The organism is Zhaonella formicivorans (assembly GCF_004353525.1).
GTDB lineage: Bacteria > Bacillota > DUOV01 > DUOV01 > Zhaonellaceae > Zhaonella > Zhaonella formicivorans.
On sequence record NZ_CP085524.1, the window covers coordinates 1,927,729 to 1,942,021 of the forward strand.

The window sequence follows — 14,293 nt, forward strand, 5'->3', positions numbered from 1 at the left end:
CCCTTTTTCTACAATTTGAACACCAGCCTGGAAGGGATCTGACCGCGAAGCAAAATCTGCCCCGGGGATACTTTTCCCGATTTCATTTCTGCAGTTATCACCACTTCGTAATAAAACTGAAGCGTTGTTTTGCCGATTTTCACAGGGTTAAACCAGGCAATATGACTCCCTTGTCCGTTCCCCAATACGTTAAAGGCGCCCAGGCTGGTCCAGACCTGTTCTCTGCTGTTTACCAACCAGGCTTCATAATAATGATAAGGCGGGAGCCGGACCGCGTTTAACTGGCGCAAATTATCCACTTGGATGACACAAACAGCCTCTGTGGCCTGGACATCAATATGGACTCTTCCCCAGCTGGGGTAAGGCGGCAGCACTCTGAACTGGTCGCTCTCCTCTGTAAGGAAAACTACCAAACGGTATGCAGGCAGCTTAATCTCCTTGTCCTTCATCCGTGCACCTCAAAAAAAGTTTTTCGCTACATCATATTTTCGGATTCAGTACAAAGTGCAAAGCCACATCATGGTTCATCTTCCATCACATACATGTACTGGTAAACATATACTGTCAGTGAAGAAATATTTTATACTAATCTCCTTAACCTTATTAACCTATTAAGAATTAAGCTGGAAAGGAGGTTCAATCAATGGATATGGAACAAAGTCACTCTTACAAGGACCATACCGAATGTAAACCTAAAGAATGTTACCATTTTCATCACTATTTTCATATGGGCGGTTCCCATGGCAATCCTGACGACCCCTTGTTTTTCGGGTTCCCTTTTTTCCATCCTTTCTTCTTCTTTGGATTTCCATTTTTCTTCCATCGTAGGTTCTTCTGAACCAAGCGTGTATTGCTGGTCATTCAGCAAAAAAGCGGGTGTTCAACCCGCTTTCGTACTTATAACGCCGCAAGCTTTCATAAAAGCTTTCACCGTAAGTATCGGTATTTGATTTTCAACCACCTGGCCCGCCATTTAAACAACGTATTCCAAGTTTTAATCAGCAGGTAGCTTTGAATTTTGCGCTTAAAAAGAAACCAGCCGGCCATCTTCATCACCCTGAGAGCGCCAAAACCAAGGCGCAGAATATACTTCATTGTATGATAAAACCTAAACAAAGGTGATTGCCAAACTAAGCTGAAAATTTATAATTTCTAAAACTATAAACGGACTCCGCTGCCTCAAGCAGAGTCCGTTTAAAATTATCTGCCTACAAAAAGCTGTGTCCAGTAGCTGCCGTAGCTTCCGCCGTTCACATAGCCCACACCGATGTGAGTATAGTTGGCGTTTAGGATGTTTGCCCTATGTCCGGAGCTGTTCATCCAGGCCTTCACCACATCCTCGGGAGTTTTCTGCCCGGCGGCAATGTTCTCACCTGCATATTTATAGCTGATTCCGAACTGCTTCATCATCTCAAAAGGTGAGCCATAGGAAGGTGACTGGTGGGAGAAATAATTCTTGTCCCGCATGTCAGCTGATTTTAAACGAGCCACCTTGGCCAGTTCTAAATCCACTTTTAATGGCTGTAAGCCATTCCGCTGTCTTTCTGCATTGACTAAATCCACTACCTTTTGCTCGTAAGCATTTAAACCCTGTCCTTCAGGTGCAGGTTCGGGCGCCGGTCCGGGAGTCGGTACCGGCTCCGGTTTTGGCTGCGGTTGTGGCGCCGGGGCCGGTTCAGGAGCTGGCTGCGGAGCCGGTTCCGGCTTCGGAACAGGTTGTTGCGGTGTAGTGGCAGGCCTGTAGGTGACAATTCTATAGGTAATCTTGTAAGGCGAAGTAGATGAATAATAGGTAGTACGGTAAATGCTGTAGCGATAAGTTAAGGCATTGGCTGCTTTAGGTGGTATGAAGGAAGTAAAAGCGGCCAGCGCTATAATCACGCTTAAAAGGCAAGCAAAAAACTTTTTGGATGCTTTCATGTGTCCAAACCCCTTTCATGCTTGTTGCTTAAGATCATAGAAGCCTGTGAAGCGACCAGCTACAAACCATACTAGATCTGTAACACTGCTTTTTGTGCATTAGCGAACAATAAACTTTAAGCGCCAGGGCTTGGACGGATTACATGCAACAAAATAACAACACCTCTCTTTCAACGCCGACGAGGTTAGCTGACGGGTTCGGGCCGAAAGAGCTGCCCTACCTTTAGGATTCACCCCAAAAGATTGGTTTCCCCGTTTCCCTGCAGGGAATTAGGCGTTTGGCTGAAATGACAAGTATTAACTTTTTTCGTCAAATTCATCATATCATATTCGTTTAATAATGGCTTGCGGTAAATCTTGCCATCGTTGAAACGTGCAACACAAGTTACAGCCCCTCCTTACCTAACACCTCTAAAAACGCTTTAACCACTTCAGGGTCGAATTGTAGTCCTACGCCCTTTTGCAATTCCCGGACCGCCACCTCCCGCGGAAGGGCTTTACGGTAAGCACGGTCTGAAGTCATGGCATCAAAGGCGTCGGCCACAGCTATAATCCTGGCCTGCAAAGGTATTTCAACTCCTTTCAGCCCATCGGGGTAACCGGAACCGTCATACCTTTCATGGTGGCTGCGCACTCCTGCCAGCACCGGAGCCAACAGCTTCAATGGTTTCAAGATCTGTTCTCCCACCTCCGGATGAGTGCGGATCTGCTCCCACTCCCTGTCGGTCAGCGGCCCTGGTTTAGTTAAAACCTGCTCCTGAATGCCAATTTTGCCTATATCATGCAACAGGGCTGAGTACCGGATCATTTCCAACTCCTGGGGCGAAAAGCCCAATACCGCGGCAATATGGCGGGCATAATGGGCAACTTGGCTGGAGTGTCCCCTTGTATAAAGGTCTTTGGCTTCTATTGCCTCAATTGCAGCTTCTACAATCTCCGTTGTAATCTCACCGCCATTTAGCGAGGTATAGACGCTGCCGGCAAAATCAGCAAATCCCTTCAGCAGAGTCATAATCAGAGCCAACTCTCTAGGAGTGCAGTCCTTGACGTTCAAAAGCAAAATAAATCCCAGATTGCGCACTGAGCCTACCACAGGGTAGAGCAACCCTACTTCTCCGGGCTCAAAATAACCGGGCAACAGCTCATGCATGGCTACAAACCGGGGCTTGGACCCCATCCTGTCTATTTCCTCCGTCAGTACCTGCTTTAAATTTTGGAGCCGCTCAAAACTGCTGCAGTTGTGCACTTCATAGGTGAAAGCCTCGTTAACCCGAATACTTATAAAATATCTAAAGCCAGTCTCCCCATTCACCATCTCACCCCCCAACCAATACAGGTATTTTTTATAAAAATACTATATTATTTATCTTATACTATTTAAAGCGTAAAAGAATAATTTTAAGAAAACTTTTATCAAGAAATTGAAAAAGCGGCCAATTGGCCGCTTGCTTTCTGTTTAGCATTAATTTGCAAAAATGAGCAGTATAAGAATCAAGAACACCGCAAAAGCTACACGATTACCAAAAAACCCAAAACCGTCTGGCATAAAACATACCTCCTTCAGACGCTAAGTTTTGTTTTCAAGATTATCATATGAACCACAGCGGAAATGGTGCATCGATCCGCGATGTTAAGATTTACCATAAAAAAGCCTGCTTTGCCTTTTTGCTCGTCGACCTTAGTTTTCCATGAAGAAGTATTATGCTTGCCAAATCTATATTCTGAACATCTTTGGTAAAAATAAAGTCAAGAGCTATTGGGAGAGAACAAATTGTCAAGTTCTGACTATTACCGGCACTTGCAGCGCCGGGTGCAATTTGAAATAGCTAAAATGACCTGGGACGGCACATTGGTGGACAAGATTGAAGACTTGCCTGAGAAACTAGCCGAACAAAAGTCCAGGTTAGAAGACGCTTTGCTCCGTGGCCACATTAGATTAGCTATGGGCCAGCCGCCAAGTAACAAAGGCACCCTGGCAGACTCGGCCCGGCAGGCATTACATGATTGGCAAAACTCCACTGACATCATTAAGGTGATGTCAAAGATCCCCTTAAAGTACCCCTCCCCTCCCCAAAGTGTCAACCATCATAAGTAATGAATAGTATATATTAAACCACCTGAAAGGAGGGATTATATAATGGGTACCGGATTTGGCGGTTTTGGTAACATGTGGGCCTTTGCTGTGTTCTTAATCCTGATTCTTTTGATTTTCTCCAATGGTGCACTCTGGTAAAAGGTAAAAGCCGTTACCCATTCCTTTCGGGGATCTTCCTTGCGGAAGCTCCCCTTACATAACAATCTTTTCCTTGCCAAAAGTTGGCTAAGGTAGAATAGCGTATTAATTTTGTTCGTGGCCTTCCCAATTGGGAGGGCCTTTGATTTTTGTGGGAGCCACTCATTTTCAAACGTCACTGTCAAAAACCTTCTTTTAGCATATGATGAAGTAGGTCCTTTTACTTTTCCAAAGCGCAATTAGCGAGGGATGCAGGATGAGGTTTTATCAAGTTAATCAAGAGATTGTACAAGTGATAAACAGCCTCAAGCCTTTTGTCGGAGAAAAAGGAGTAGTTGTTCTTGACGCAGTTGATGCCTTAAGCCAACTGGCGGTGCTTGCGCAAAAAGCAATAGAAGCCTTAAAGGGCGTTGCTCAACTGGTAAGCAATGAAAATTTTCAAACCCTATGTAGTCAAATCCTTTCCCAACCACAGTTTTCGCAGCAGGCCTTTCTCGGTACCAGGCTACCCGAAACTTATCCGCATTTCGGTTCAAAGGAGGAAACCGGCAGGAACAGTACTTTAGACATGGAGATGATTGGCAAAATCGCCTCTTCGCTGCTGGGAAGCGGTAGTTCCGGTTCTGCGCCTGAAATAGGCAATACCATAAATTCTATTCCTCAACTGTTGAGCAAGCTGCAAAAAGTGTTACATCGGGGGATATTGTTGACTCCTATGACAGAGCAGTCAACAGTGCTTTTATTTCTGGTATTAATAATCTTTTTAAAGCTCAAAATGTGGGGGAAGCCACAGCACCCCGCCTTTAATCCGGTTACGGATAATTAAGTAGAAAGGAGGATTATGATGGACGGCTGGCAAGTAAACCAAGATATGATGAACTTAATGATGAGTTTAAAACCTTTCCTAAATGATAAGGGTAAAAACTTGGTGGATGCAGGTGAAGCTTTTGCCCAGCTTTTTACTACTGAACATGCGGCCCGTGCTATGCAATTAATGAAAGAATTATCGGGATCAAACCCAGCTATTGTCAAGGCTGATACCACTGGAAACTTTTTGCAGGGATTATTTAAGGGCAATTGGGCGTTTGCAGTCTTTCTAATTCTTGTGCTGCTATTCTTCTCGGCTGGACCGCTGAAAACCTGACAGTCTAAAAAAACGCTAATAGTTTAGATGGATAAACGCATTTTGGGGATAAAACCGGTGAATTATAGCAGTCTAGCAGTAAGTCACCATTTCCCAGCCCCCAGTTGCGGCCTGCGACCGCGTCTTTAGTCGTTAGTCCTTAGCACCGGCCTTCGGCCGAGTCATCAGTCCCCAGTAACTAGCCACTGAAAACTGGGAGCTGATGGCTGACAGCTGAAAGCTGAAAACTAACGACTCAGCCCTACTGGCTGGGGGTATGTCCCCTGACTTCTGCCCCGAGCAGTTGGTGCTCTTGATTCAGACAGTGGGAGCGACAGGACATAGACGTGCATAGTTATTTTCATGGTAATCCGGCACGACAAATGTCGTGCTTTTATCATTCACGCATTTGACTCTTTAGGCAAAAAGAATGCCAGCAAAGCACCCAATAAAGGCAGCAAAGCAGTTGCCACCATAGCTACATGTTCGCTGGTTGCATCGGCTAACACCCCTAACAGGGTTACACCAATCCCGCCCGTTCCGATGGCAAATCCGATCATCAGCCCCGATGCGATACCTACGTTGTTCGGCAGGTATTCCTGCCCCAGGACGATAGTGGTGGAAAAAGTGGAAACCAGTACCGCCCCGGCCACGAACAAGGCTGCCATGGACAAGAGCGACTCAGCGTAGATAAAGGTTAAAACCAGCGGGGGCACAAGCAGCATGGACGCAAAAATTAGTTTTTTGCGGCCAAAGCGGTCGGAAAGCGGGCCCCCGATGATAGTACCCAGGGCCCCGGCTAACAAGAAAATAAACAGTATAGTGTTGGCATAAAGCTCATCAGTTTTCAGGTAGTTAATATAATAAAACGGGATATAAAATGTCAAACCGGATTGCACCCAAGAGCGGATAATAACTACCGTCATTAAGGTAACCAGCGGCCAAAACCTGCTCGGGGCCGGAGCTTCCCCGGCTTTTTTCTTCACCTCACCAGTGCCCTCCCCGTAAGTAATCTGGGCTATTTTAGAGTAGAGCAAAAGCGCAACCAGGGAGCCGGGGACCAGAAGGTACAAGCTGGCCGACAAGCCACCCAGGTATAAAAGTTCGGCCATAATAATGGAACCAAAAGCAAATCCGAAGTTTCCTCCTACGGAAAAAACTGACATAGCCGAAGCCCTTTGACCCCCGGCTGCAAAATGGGCAGCCTTGGCAGCTTCCGGGTGAAAAGCAGCCGTCCCTAATCCGCTGAGCAGGATCAGCAGCAAAATTAAGAGGTAATTGCCGGTTATACCCAAAAAACCTACCCCAAAAGCGGCGGCAAAACACCCTAGCGGCAAAAGCCAGCGGGTATTAAAGCGGTCGCTCAGCAGGCCAAAAACAGGTTGAATAATTGATGAGCTAAAAGTGGCTACTAAGGGAATAAGACCAACTACCGTATATGAGAGATTATAGGTTTCCTTTAAAACAGGCAGCAGTGCCGGTAAGGCTCCCTGGTTCAGGTCAGTGGCCAAGTGACCTAGGCTCAGGAGCAGCAGTATTTTAAAATTGGCTGTTGGCTGAATATTTTTTTCAGTGATGGTCGATGAAGTTACACTGCCCAATTCAATGCTCCTTTCAGTATGGTTTAAATACTTAACACATCTTAATTCTGCACCTGGGCCCATCTTCCTGCCAGGCGCAATGTAATTTTATTACTAAATTTAACCTGCTAAATCCCTGGGGCTAGGCTAATCAGATTAAAACCCGATTCGGGAAACTCGGAGGCTGTTCCAGACACCAATTGATTTTTGGATCATATTATTTAACTAGACAGTACTGTTAGAGGAGATAATATTATGCCCCCCATCATAGTTCCTGGTACGAGAAATATCGACAGTATACCTGTCTTATTTGAAGATGTAAATGCTCTGGTGTCCGTATTTAACAGCTTAACTGACAACTACCGTCTACTGGTCGGAGCGGCGGAGGAATTAACCAGAACCCCCGGTGCCAGTCAACAAGCGGTTAATCTGGCTCTGGAAAGAGTTTATAATACAGGCTCATTGATTGATATAACTTTATTGGCACTGGCAGTTAAGCTTGATTTTGTTGCTGAAGTTTTGGCAGTAACAGGCATACCTCTAAATTTACTTATAGCCGCTTTAGCACTATTCTTAGCTGATGATCCCTCGCAGACCACAAATCTTGCAAACCCTGGGGCAAGCCAGTTCACCCCCCAGACAGCCGGTGGGAATCCCCAAATATTAGCCAAGTGGGACAAAAGAAAAAAACAGTGGGAAGCACGGCAAAAAAAATGGGAGGCCCGTAAGATGTTCTGTAAACGCAAGTATTAATACCTCGTCGCAATTCGCGGCTCATTGCTTCCCGGTAGGTTGAACAAGGAGGATATTTGAAATGGCATTACAGCCTTTTAGAACCCGCCTGGTAGCTGAAATTTTTGAGGAACTGTACCTCTTTCCCGAATTGGTTACTGAAGTAACCACGTCTATTACTGTTCCAACCGGCAGAGTTGTTCCTGGCGAAATAATACTTCGGGGAAGGATGCCCCGGCGCTCGTTTAGCCCGACTACAGGTCAAGCCACCGTTACCCCAACTACCACTTCAACATAATAAAAAACAATTCATTAAAGACCGGCCTTTGCTCGGCATTGGTGCTTAAAAAAAGTCTCCTCACCTGTGGTGAGGAGCAGGAAGGAGTGTATATAAGGGGTATCTATTGGGGGCTATTATAACTATACCAATATTATAACCGATACCTCGACAGCTTTCAACAGATAATGACATCTTAACGAGAGAAAATGGCTTGCTGCAAGGCCTTGTCCAAGTCAGCTATCAAGTCATCCACATTCTCAATGCCAATGGATAACCGGATCATATCGGGTGACACGCCGCTGGCAGCCTGCTGCTCAGGTGTAAGCTGCTGGTGGGTGGTGCTGGCCGGGTGAATCACCAGGGACTTGGCATCCCCCACGTTAGCAAGCAGCGAGAACAGCTCTAAACTATCGATAAATCTAACAGCCGCATCGTAGCCCGCTTTAATGCCAAAGGTCAGCATAGCTCCAAATCCGTGCTGCAGGTATTTCTTAGCTTTGGCATATTGGGGGCTGTCAGGCAGTCCGGGGTAGTTGACCCAGGCGACCTCCGGGTGCTCTGACAGGTACTGGGCTATTTTTAAGGCGTTGGAGCTGTGCCTTTCCATTCTGAGCGGCAGTGTTTCCAGCCCCTGCAGCAAGAGGAAGGAGTTGAAGGGACTTAGGGCAGGCCCCAAATCCCGCAAAAGCTGCACCCGGGCTTTCACAATGTAAGCCGCAGGGCCAATGTGCTCCACATACTTCACACCGTGGTAGCTTTGGTCGGGTTCCGTTAATTCAGGAAATTTGCCGTTATCCCAGTTAAATTTGCCTGAATCCACAATCACGCCGGCAATGGAAGTACCATGGCCGCCGATGAATTTGGTGGCGGAGTGAATGACGATATCGGCGCCGAATTCAAAAGGCCGGCAGTGATAAGGGGTAGCAAAGGTGTTATCCACAATCAATGGCACCCCAAGCTCGTGGGCTATGGCAGAAATAGCGCTGAGATCTGCAACATCCAGAACTGGATTGCCAATAGTCTCCACGTAGAAGGCCCTGGTCTTATCAGTGGCTGCTTTGCGGAAATTTTCCGGGTCGGCGGCATCCACAAATTTTACATTGATGCCCAGCTTGGGAAAGGTAGTGTTGAACAGGTTATATGTACCCCCATATAAAGTTGAGGAAGACACCACTTCATAACCTGCAGTGACTATGTTTAAAATAGCCAGTGTGATAGCCGACTGACCGGAAGCTACCGCTAAAGCCCCAACTCCACCCTCAAGAAGGGCAATTCTTTGCTCAAAAACATCAGTAGTGGGGTTCATAATCCTGGTGTAGATATTGCCGGATTCTTTCAGGGCAAAAAGGTTGCCCGCATGCTCTGCGTTTTTAAACACATAGGATGTAGTTTGGTAGATAGGCACCGCCCTGGAGCCTGTGGTGGGATCCGGCTCCTGTCCCCCGTGGACGGCCAGTGTTTCGAAAGCATAATTTTTTTCTGCCATCTTAGTTCTCCTCCTACTTGTTAGTTTTCCTTGTCCTTATCGTTTCCTTATAACCCTAGCGCAATCCAATAAACCAAAAACCTCTTCGCTAAGAAGAGGTTTTATGCATTAGTACTCTTCTTATCTCCCAAGGAATCCTCCTTGCTGGAATTAGCACCTTGTTGAGCAATTGACTCAACCGGTTGCCGGGTTTCATAGGGCCAGTCCCTCCGCCTGCTCTCGATAAGAACAAAGGTTTTCAAGTTGTTGTGCTTATTATAGAATTCCGGTCTGTTTTTGTCAATTATTTTTTTTACCGCACCACCAGTCTAAGGAGACTTTTCTTTTGCCCATTGAGACACCCCCTCCGCGCGGGTAAGCTAGAAAATTTCCGCTAGTTAATAATATTTATTTTGCTGCCTGTTTGTGAAAGAATAGAGATGTCTAAGGTTATTGAATTTATGGATTATAACGCCGGGATTTCTGCAAAATAGAGGATAGATTGTCAGAATGGCAAATATAGATAATATTGGTCAAAATACAGGAGGTGAGATCTTGCAGCAAGCTGAATTTAAAGCGCTGGCACTGGCCAATGAAATCAACCTGAACAGCATTGCCGGACACTTCGGCATCGATAAAAAGTTCAAGTGGGAAGAACCATTGGTGCTGTTTGATAATCACTTAAAAGGGATTATCAATTCCCCGGAGGGTAAAGCTGTCTATATTTTCTCCTTCGGCAGCCTGGTCTGTATCAACTGCCAGTTTCATGAGATTACCGATATCTTGAAGTATCTGAAAAAAATTGAGCCAGGACTGAACATTCAATCGACTTTTAATTTCAGCGACGATTACAAGCTGGAAATCGGCTCGGAACAACCCCTTTCCCTCAACTATGAGTATATGACAGCCCCGGAGCTCAAAAACTATCACCGGGAAATCGTGGCCACTGTCCTGGCGAAGTCCGTGGCTTTGGAACGGATTGAGCACGGCATCAATTTACTTTTAGATGCTATCGAGGATAAAATCGATCATTTGGAAAAGGGGCGGCTTAATATCCCCGATAACCGTTTGGCCAAAACCTCGGCCCAGATCCTGCGCTTTAAATATAATACTATCTCCTATCTGATGCTTTTGGATAAACCGGACATCGCCTGGGTCAGCGAAGAAGCGGAGGAGTTTTTTCTAAACTTAAGCGAACTGTTTGAACTGGACGACCGCTATGAAGCCATCAGGCACAAATCGGAGATCCTCATGGATATTACCGAGGTGTTTACCAGCCTCACCCATGCCCAGCGAGGCACCAGACTGGAGTGGATGATCATCATTTTAATCAGCATCGAACTGCTTTTATCGCTGCTGGAAAAAATATTTTAAAAAAGGGCGATCAGTTAAATCGCCCTTTTGATCTTCTTCTCACCATATTCCTTTGACTGCATCAAGCTAAACAATTCCTCTTTTGTTCTGGGAGCCGGGCTGTTTAATGGAATCCACCCTTTTTGCTTCATCTCCTCATAAACTTCCAACACCCATGGTTTAGTCAAATCAGCGTGCTCAAGCAATGCGCCATCCTGGAAAATCTCCTGAGGTTCCCCCATTCCTGCCACTTGCCCGTTGATAATGATATAAATATAGTCGGACCAGGAATAAGCCAAATCCACATCGTGGGTAGACAGGATAATAGTCTTCCCTTCCCGGTTAAACCTATTAATTAAGTCAATAATCTCCTTGGAATGCCTTGGGTCCAGCCAGGCAGTAGGCTCATCAAAAATCAGCACCTCCGGTTCCATTGCCAGGATGTCGGCAATGGAAACCCTTTTCTTCTGGCCGTAACTCAACAGGTGGGTAGGCTTATGCTGCAAATGGCAGATTTCCGTAGCCTCCATTGCAGCTTCAACACGGCGCAGCACCTCAACCTTGTCCAGGCCCAGGTTTAAAGGACCAAAGGAAATCTCCTGCCGGACGCTGGCGGAAAAAAGCTGGCTATCCGGGTCCTGGAAAACGATGCCCACGTTTTGGCGCAGTTCCATCAAGGCGCTGTGCTGATAGGATATATCATTCCCAGCAAAACGGACCTTACCGCTGGCTGGTTTTAAAACGCCGTTAAAATGCAAAAACAGGGTCGACTTCCCCGCACCGTTAGGGCCTAAAACCGCAACCTTCTTCCCCCGCTCGATGGCTAAATTTATGCTATTTAACGCCTTGGTGCCATCGGGGTACGTAAAACTCAAGTTCACTGCCTCCAAAATCAGATCAGCCAAGCAAGCCCACCCCCTAAATATAACGCCAGCAAGACCATTGCCAGATCAATAAACCCGATTACCGCCAAATTTCTTTTCGATAAGACATACTCATTATCCAGTACATTGATGGCATCGGTATAGCATCTGGCCATCATTGTCACCGTCAATTCCCGGGATTTTTGCAAGGATTTGCCGAACAGGTTGACAACCAACCCTCCCAGCGAATGATAGGAGTTTCTCCAGGAGGCGTAACCCAGCCTGGTGGCCTGTGAAATATACATCCTGCCCGCAGTGTCCAATAAGACAAAAATAAAACGGTAGATGAGCCCCATCAGTTCCAGGAACAGCCCGGGAGTCTTCAATTTCTTCAATACCCAAATCAGATCGACCATAGGCGTGGTTAAAACAAGAAAATACAGGCAACTGACAGCCCCCAGGGATTTAAAAAAGAGATTTACTGCCAAAACCATGTCTCTATAGCGTACACCGATAATAACCGCTCCCAGATTAATTTCCTGCCAGTAACCGGCAGCCCGGTCCCCGAAGGAAAGCATGACGGTCAAAACTCCCGGCAGCAGAAAGGCCAAAGGCATGAGCAGCATTTTAGCATAATAACTTCCGGGAATCCTGGCCATACCCACTGTGGCTATGGCCGCTAAAGCAATCACAATTACAGAAATGACCAGTGAATCAGCCAGCAGGCAAATTAGCAATAAGCTTATGGCAAAGATGAATTTTTCCACAGGATGAACATCTTTAAGTGCGCTGGAATAGGCATACTGGTCGATGCTCAGCATTGTTAAATATTCCCCTTGTTTTTAGCCTTAGCCCGTGAAGCCCCTATGTAATAGCCAATAAAGCCGGCGCCTAAAGCCGCCTGCAGCGCAAAGAGCAAGCTCTCGATTTCCCCGCTGGGCGGCTCCCAGATGGGCGAGGCCCATGCTTGGTATTCAGGATTTAATTCACTAATAACCGCTTCTGCCTGGCCGTCGGCACCGCCAAACTCAGCCCCGCTCTTCAACAGTAAAGGAACAACAGCTAAGATAATAACCAATAAAATAAGCATCATGTTTTTGGCTGTAGTACTCATGCCTTTGCCTCCTTCTTTAGAACCGCCAGTTCCTGCAGTTCATTTTTGTTATAGGCGCTAAGCGTGTTAAAAACAAGTACTGTAAGCAAGCCTTCGCTGATAGCTAAGGGGAGCTGGGTTACGGCAAAAATAGCCATAAATTTGGCCATTGAAACCATAAACCCTCCTGTAGAAGCCGGGAAGGCCAATGCTAACTGTAACGAGGTAGTAACATAGGTTAACAGGTCTCCTATAGCGGAGGCCAAAAATACAGATAACCACACAGGCGCGCCTAATTTATCCCCAAGCTTATATATACCATATGCAGCAATAGGACCAACAATTGCCATCGAAAAAACATTGGCACCTAACGTGGTTAATCCGCCGTGGGCCAAAAGGAGCGCCTGAAAAAGAAGCACAATGCTTCCTAGAACTGACATAGCGGCAGGTCCAAAAATAATGGCTCCTAACCCCACTCCCGTCGGATGGGAAGAGCTTCCTGTTACGGAGGGCATTTTTAGGGCAGAAAGAACAAATGCAAAAGCCCCCACTACTCCCAACATCAACTTTAGATTTGGATTCTGCTTTGTTATTTTTTTGATGGACTTTAAGCCCAAAAGAACAAATGGCAAACTTAACAGCGTCCAAAAAACAGCCCAAGGAGCCGGCAAAAATCCTTCCATAATATGCATAGCGTAAGCTGCCTGCGGAACCGTCAAAAATGTCGCCATAAAATACAGAATATACATTGACCTTTTGGTTGCTTTCATTTTGAGTCACCTCATCTTTTTAAATTGGGCCACTGCCGCCAGCAAAGCCTCATAGTTTTGAACTTCGTTGCCCCAGCTTAAAGCAGGCCGTTTAATCACCACAACGGGGATTTTTAAACTTAAGGCTGCGGACATCTTTGTTTCCGTCCCTCCAGCCCGACCGCTTTCTTTAATAACCACTACGGAGGCGTTAAAAGTCTTGAACATCAGCCTGTTCATTTCTTTGGAAAAGGGGCCTTGCATGGCGATGATATCTTTTGGCCTTAAACCCAATTCCTGGCATTTTTTCACGACGTTATGATCCGGCAAAACCCTCACCACTATTCTTTTCCCCTTGGCGGCCGGGTGTCCAAGGAAAACTTCCAGGTTATTGCTGCCGGTAGTGAGAAACACCGTACTGCCCAGCTTAAAAGCCTTTTCCACCCCTTCTTCCCAGGAGTTGACAGGATGAATTAAAGGATGCCGTGGAATGTTTACTCTTTCCCTGACATAACGGACATAGGGGAGCATTTTATCCCGACAAAAACTGCCAATCAGCTGTGAGGCTGAGGTAGCAAAAGGGTTAGAAGCATCAACTACCAGGTCTATGCATTGCTTTTCATGTACCCGGCTCAAATTATCGTATGATAATTCACCGGGAAATATCTCCCCTGCAGTTTCAGTTGCCAGTTCCTTGCCGTAGTCGGTAAGAGCAGCCACCATCACCTGCAGCCCTTCCCGGCTTAAGAGGTTGACGATTTCCCTGCCTTCCTTCGTACCGGCCAAAACTAAAATCACCGCTACCCTTTCCCCCTCGTCCATGTTGTATAGAGTAAAAGCGCTGTTGTATGGTGTTCAAAAAAATACCCTAGTTTTACAAACTAGGGAGGATAAGCTTCAAA

At 46.3% G+C, this 14,293-nt stretch carries 17 protein-coding genes and 2 riboswitches; of the genes, 6 read left to right on the forward strand and 11 right to left on the reverse strand.

Annotation, left to right across the window (positions count from 1 at the left end):
• Nucleotides 1-8: 8 nt before the first annotated feature.
• The 4 genes from EYS13_RS09495 to EYS13_RS09510 all read right to left on the reverse strand — a co-directional run bounded on the left by EYS13_RS09495 (nucleotide 9) and on the right by EYS13_RS09510 (nucleotide 3,232).
• Nucleotides 9-449, reverse strand: coding sequence for a hypothetical protein (locus EYS13_RS09495; protein WP_227762055.1), 441 nt, complete (start codon nucleotides 447-449; stop codon nucleotides 9-11).
• 191 nt (nucleotides 450-640) lie between these two features.
• Nucleotides 641-823 carry a hypothetical protein gene (locus tag EYS13_RS09500; protein ID WP_227762056.1) on the reverse strand — a complete coding sequence of 61 codons (183 nt, stop codon included), beginning with the start codon at nucleotides 821-823 and terminating at the stop codon, nucleotides 641-643.
• A gap of 377 nt (nucleotides 824-1,200) precedes the next feature.
• Nucleotides 1,201-1,920, reverse strand: coding sequence for a CAP domain-containing protein (locus EYS13_RS16415; RefSeq protein WP_227762058.1), 720 nt, complete (start codon nucleotides 1,918-1,920; stop codon nucleotides 1,201-1,203).
• Between the two features lie 158 nt (nucleotides 1,921-2,078).
• Nucleotides 2,079-2,207, reverse strand: a riboswitch (cyclic di-AMP (ydaO/yuaA leader).
• Between the two features lie 98 nt (nucleotides 2,208-2,305).
• Nucleotides 2,306-3,232: an HD-GYP domain-containing protein gene (locus EYS13_RS09510; protein WP_227762059.1), complete on the reverse strand. Its 927-nt coding sequence runs from the start codon at nucleotides 3,230-3,232 to the stop codon at nucleotides 2,306-2,308.
• 459 nt (nucleotides 3,233-3,691) lie between these two features.
• On the opposite strand from EYS13_RS09510, the gene EYS13_RS09515 reads away from it, so the two are divergent.
• The 3 genes from EYS13_RS09515 to EYS13_RS09525 all read left to right on the forward strand — a co-directional run bounded on the left by EYS13_RS09515 (nucleotide 3,692) and on the right by EYS13_RS09525 (nucleotide 5,297).
• The gene (locus EYS13_RS09515) at nucleotides 3,692-4,015 is read left to right on the forward strand and encodes a hypothetical protein (protein ID WP_227762060.1); all 324 of its coding nucleotides are present in this window, start codon (nucleotides 3,692-3,694) and stop codon (nucleotides 4,013-4,015) included.
• A 394-nt stretch (nucleotides 4,016-4,409) separates the two neighbouring features.
• The gene (locus tag EYS13_RS09520) at nucleotides 4,410-4,979 is read left to right on the forward strand and encodes a hypothetical protein (protein WP_227762061.1); all 570 of its coding nucleotides are present in this window, start codon (nucleotides 4,410-4,412) and stop codon (nucleotides 4,977-4,979) included.
• A gap of 15 nt (nucleotides 4,980-4,994) precedes the next feature.
• Complete coding sequence (locus tag EYS13_RS09525; protein WP_227762062.1) at nucleotides 4,995-5,297, forward strand: hypothetical protein; 303 nt, start codon at nucleotides 4,995-4,997, stop codon at nucleotides 5,295-5,297.
• Nucleotides 5,298-5,677: 380 nt separating this feature from the next.
• Here EYS13_RS09525 and EYS13_RS09530 read toward each other — a convergent pair whose 3' ends face one another.
• Entirely contained in the window at nucleotides 5,678-6,877 is a 1,200-nt protein-coding gene (locus EYS13_RS09530) for an MFS transporter (protein WP_227762063.1), read from the reverse strand.
• Nucleotides 6,878-7,111: 234 nt separating this feature from the next.
• Here EYS13_RS09530 and EYS13_RS09535 point away from each other — a divergent pair, with 234 nt between their 5' ends.
• Both EYS13_RS09535 and EYS13_RS09540 read left to right on the forward strand, forming a co-directional pair.
• Nucleotides 7,112-7,609, forward strand: a complete 498-nt coding sequence (locus EYS13_RS09535; protein ID WP_227762064.1) for a hypothetical protein — start codon at nucleotides 7,112-7,114, stop codon at nucleotides 7,607-7,609.
• 61 nt (nucleotides 7,610-7,670) lie between these two features.
• Nucleotides 7,671-7,886, forward strand: coding sequence for a hypothetical protein (locus tag EYS13_RS09540; protein WP_227762067.1), 216 nt, complete (start codon nucleotides 7,671-7,673; stop codon nucleotides 7,884-7,886).
• 175 nt (nucleotides 7,887-8,061) lie between these two features.
• Here EYS13_RS09540 and EYS13_RS09545 read toward each other — a convergent pair whose 3' ends face one another.
• Nucleotides 8,062-9,354 carry a homocysteine synthase gene (locus tag EYS13_RS09545; protein ID WP_227762069.1) on the reverse strand — a complete coding sequence of 431 codons (1,293 nt, stop codon included), beginning with the start codon at nucleotides 9,352-9,354 and terminating at the stop codon, nucleotides 8,062-8,064.
• Between the two features lie 117 nt (nucleotides 9,355-9,471).
• Nucleotides 9,472-9,583, reverse strand: a riboswitch (SAM riboswitch).
• A 305-nt stretch (nucleotides 9,584-9,888) separates the two neighbouring features.
• On the opposite strand from EYS13_RS09545, the gene EYS13_RS09550 reads away from it, so the two are divergent.
• Entirely contained in the window at nucleotides 9,889-10,707 is an 819-nt protein-coding gene (locus EYS13_RS09550) for an RMD1 family protein (protein ID WP_227762071.1), read from the forward strand.
• A 14-nt stretch (nucleotides 10,708-10,721) separates the two neighbouring features.
• Here EYS13_RS09550 and EYS13_RS09555 read toward each other — a convergent pair whose 3' ends face one another.
• The 5 genes from EYS13_RS09555 to cobK are packed head-to-tail and all read right to left on the reverse strand — an operon-like array spanning nucleotide 10,722 to nucleotide 14,189.
• Nucleotides 10,722-11,591, reverse strand: coding sequence for an energy-coupling factor ABC transporter ATP-binding protein (locus tag EYS13_RS09555; RefSeq protein WP_227762072.1), 870 nt, complete (start codon nucleotides 11,589-11,591; stop codon nucleotides 10,722-10,724).
• The gene (gene cbiQ, locus EYS13_RS09560) at nucleotides 11,579-12,370 is read right to left on the reverse strand and encodes a cobalt ECF transporter T component CbiQ (RefSeq protein WP_227762074.1); all 792 of its coding nucleotides are present in this window, start codon (nucleotides 12,368-12,370) and stop codon (nucleotides 11,579-11,581) included. The genes EYS13_RS09555 and cbiQ overlap by 13 nt, the downstream gene beginning before the upstream one ends.
• Before the next feature lie 2 nt (nucleotides 12,371-12,372).
• Nucleotides 12,373-12,663, reverse strand: coding sequence for an energy-coupling factor ABC transporter substrate-binding protein (locus EYS13_RS09565; protein WP_227762075.1), 291 nt, complete (start codon nucleotides 12,661-12,663; stop codon nucleotides 12,373-12,375).
• Nucleotides 12,660-13,412: an energy-coupling factor ABC transporter permease gene (locus EYS13_RS09570; RefSeq protein ID WP_227762076.1), complete on the reverse strand. Its 753-nt coding sequence runs from the start codon at nucleotides 13,410-13,412 to the stop codon at nucleotides 12,660-12,662. Before EYS13_RS09570 ends, EYS13_RS09565 begins: the two co-directional genes overlap by 4 nt.
• 6 nt (nucleotides 13,413-13,418) lie before the next feature.
• The gene (gene cobK / locus EYS13_RS09575; protein WP_227762077.1) at nucleotides 13,419-14,189 is read right to left on the reverse strand and encodes a precorrin-6A reductase; all 771 of its coding nucleotides are present in this window, start codon (nucleotides 14,187-14,189) and stop codon (nucleotides 13,419-13,421) included.
• Nucleotides 14,190-14,293: the final 104 nt, after the last annotated feature.

Bases quoted from the DNA above. Each gene is read 5' to 3' on its own strand.
- EYS13_RS09525 (WP_227762062.1), top strand. From the start codon at position 4,995: ATGATGGACGGCTGGCAAGTAAACCAAGATATGATGAACTTAATGATG.
- cbiQ (WP_227762074.1), bottom strand. From the start codon at position 12,370: ATGCTGAGCATCGACCAGTATGCCTATTCCAGCGCACTTAAAGATGTT.
- EYS13_RS09495 (WP_227762055.1), bottom strand. From the start codon at position 449: ATGAAGGACAAGGAGATTAAGCTGCCTGCATACCGTTTGGTAGTTTTC.
- EYS13_RS09565 (WP_227762075.1), bottom strand. From the start codon at position 12,663: ATGAGTACTACAGCCAAAAACATGATGCTTATTTTATTGGTTATTATC.
- EYS13_RS09520 (WP_227762061.1), top strand. From the start codon at position 4,410: ATGAGGTTTTATCAAGTTAATCAAGAGATTGTACAAGTGATAAACAGC.
- EYS13_RS16415 (WP_227762058.1), bottom strand. From the start codon at position 1,920: ATGAAAGCATCCAAAAAGTTTTTTGCTTGCCTTTTAAGCGTGATTATA.
- EYS13_RS09540 (WP_227762067.1), top strand. From the start codon at position 7,671: ATGGCATTACAGCCTTTTAGAACCCGCCTGGTAGCTGAAATTTTTGAG.
- EYS13_RS09500 (WP_227762056.1), bottom strand. From the start codon at position 823: ATGGAAGAAAAATGGAAATCCAAAGAAGAAGAAAGGATGGAAAAAAGG.
- EYS13_RS09545 (WP_227762069.1), bottom strand. From the start codon at position 9,354: ATGGCAGAAAAAAATTATGCTTTCGAAACACTGGCCGTCCACGGGGGA.
- EYS13_RS09570 (WP_227762076.1), bottom strand. From the start codon at position 13,412: ATGAAAGCAACCAAAAGGTCAATGTATATTCTGTATTTTATGGCGACA.
- EYS13_RS09535 (WP_227762064.1), top strand. From the start codon at position 7,112: ATGCCCCCCATCATAGTTCCTGGTACGAGAAATATCGACAGTATACCT.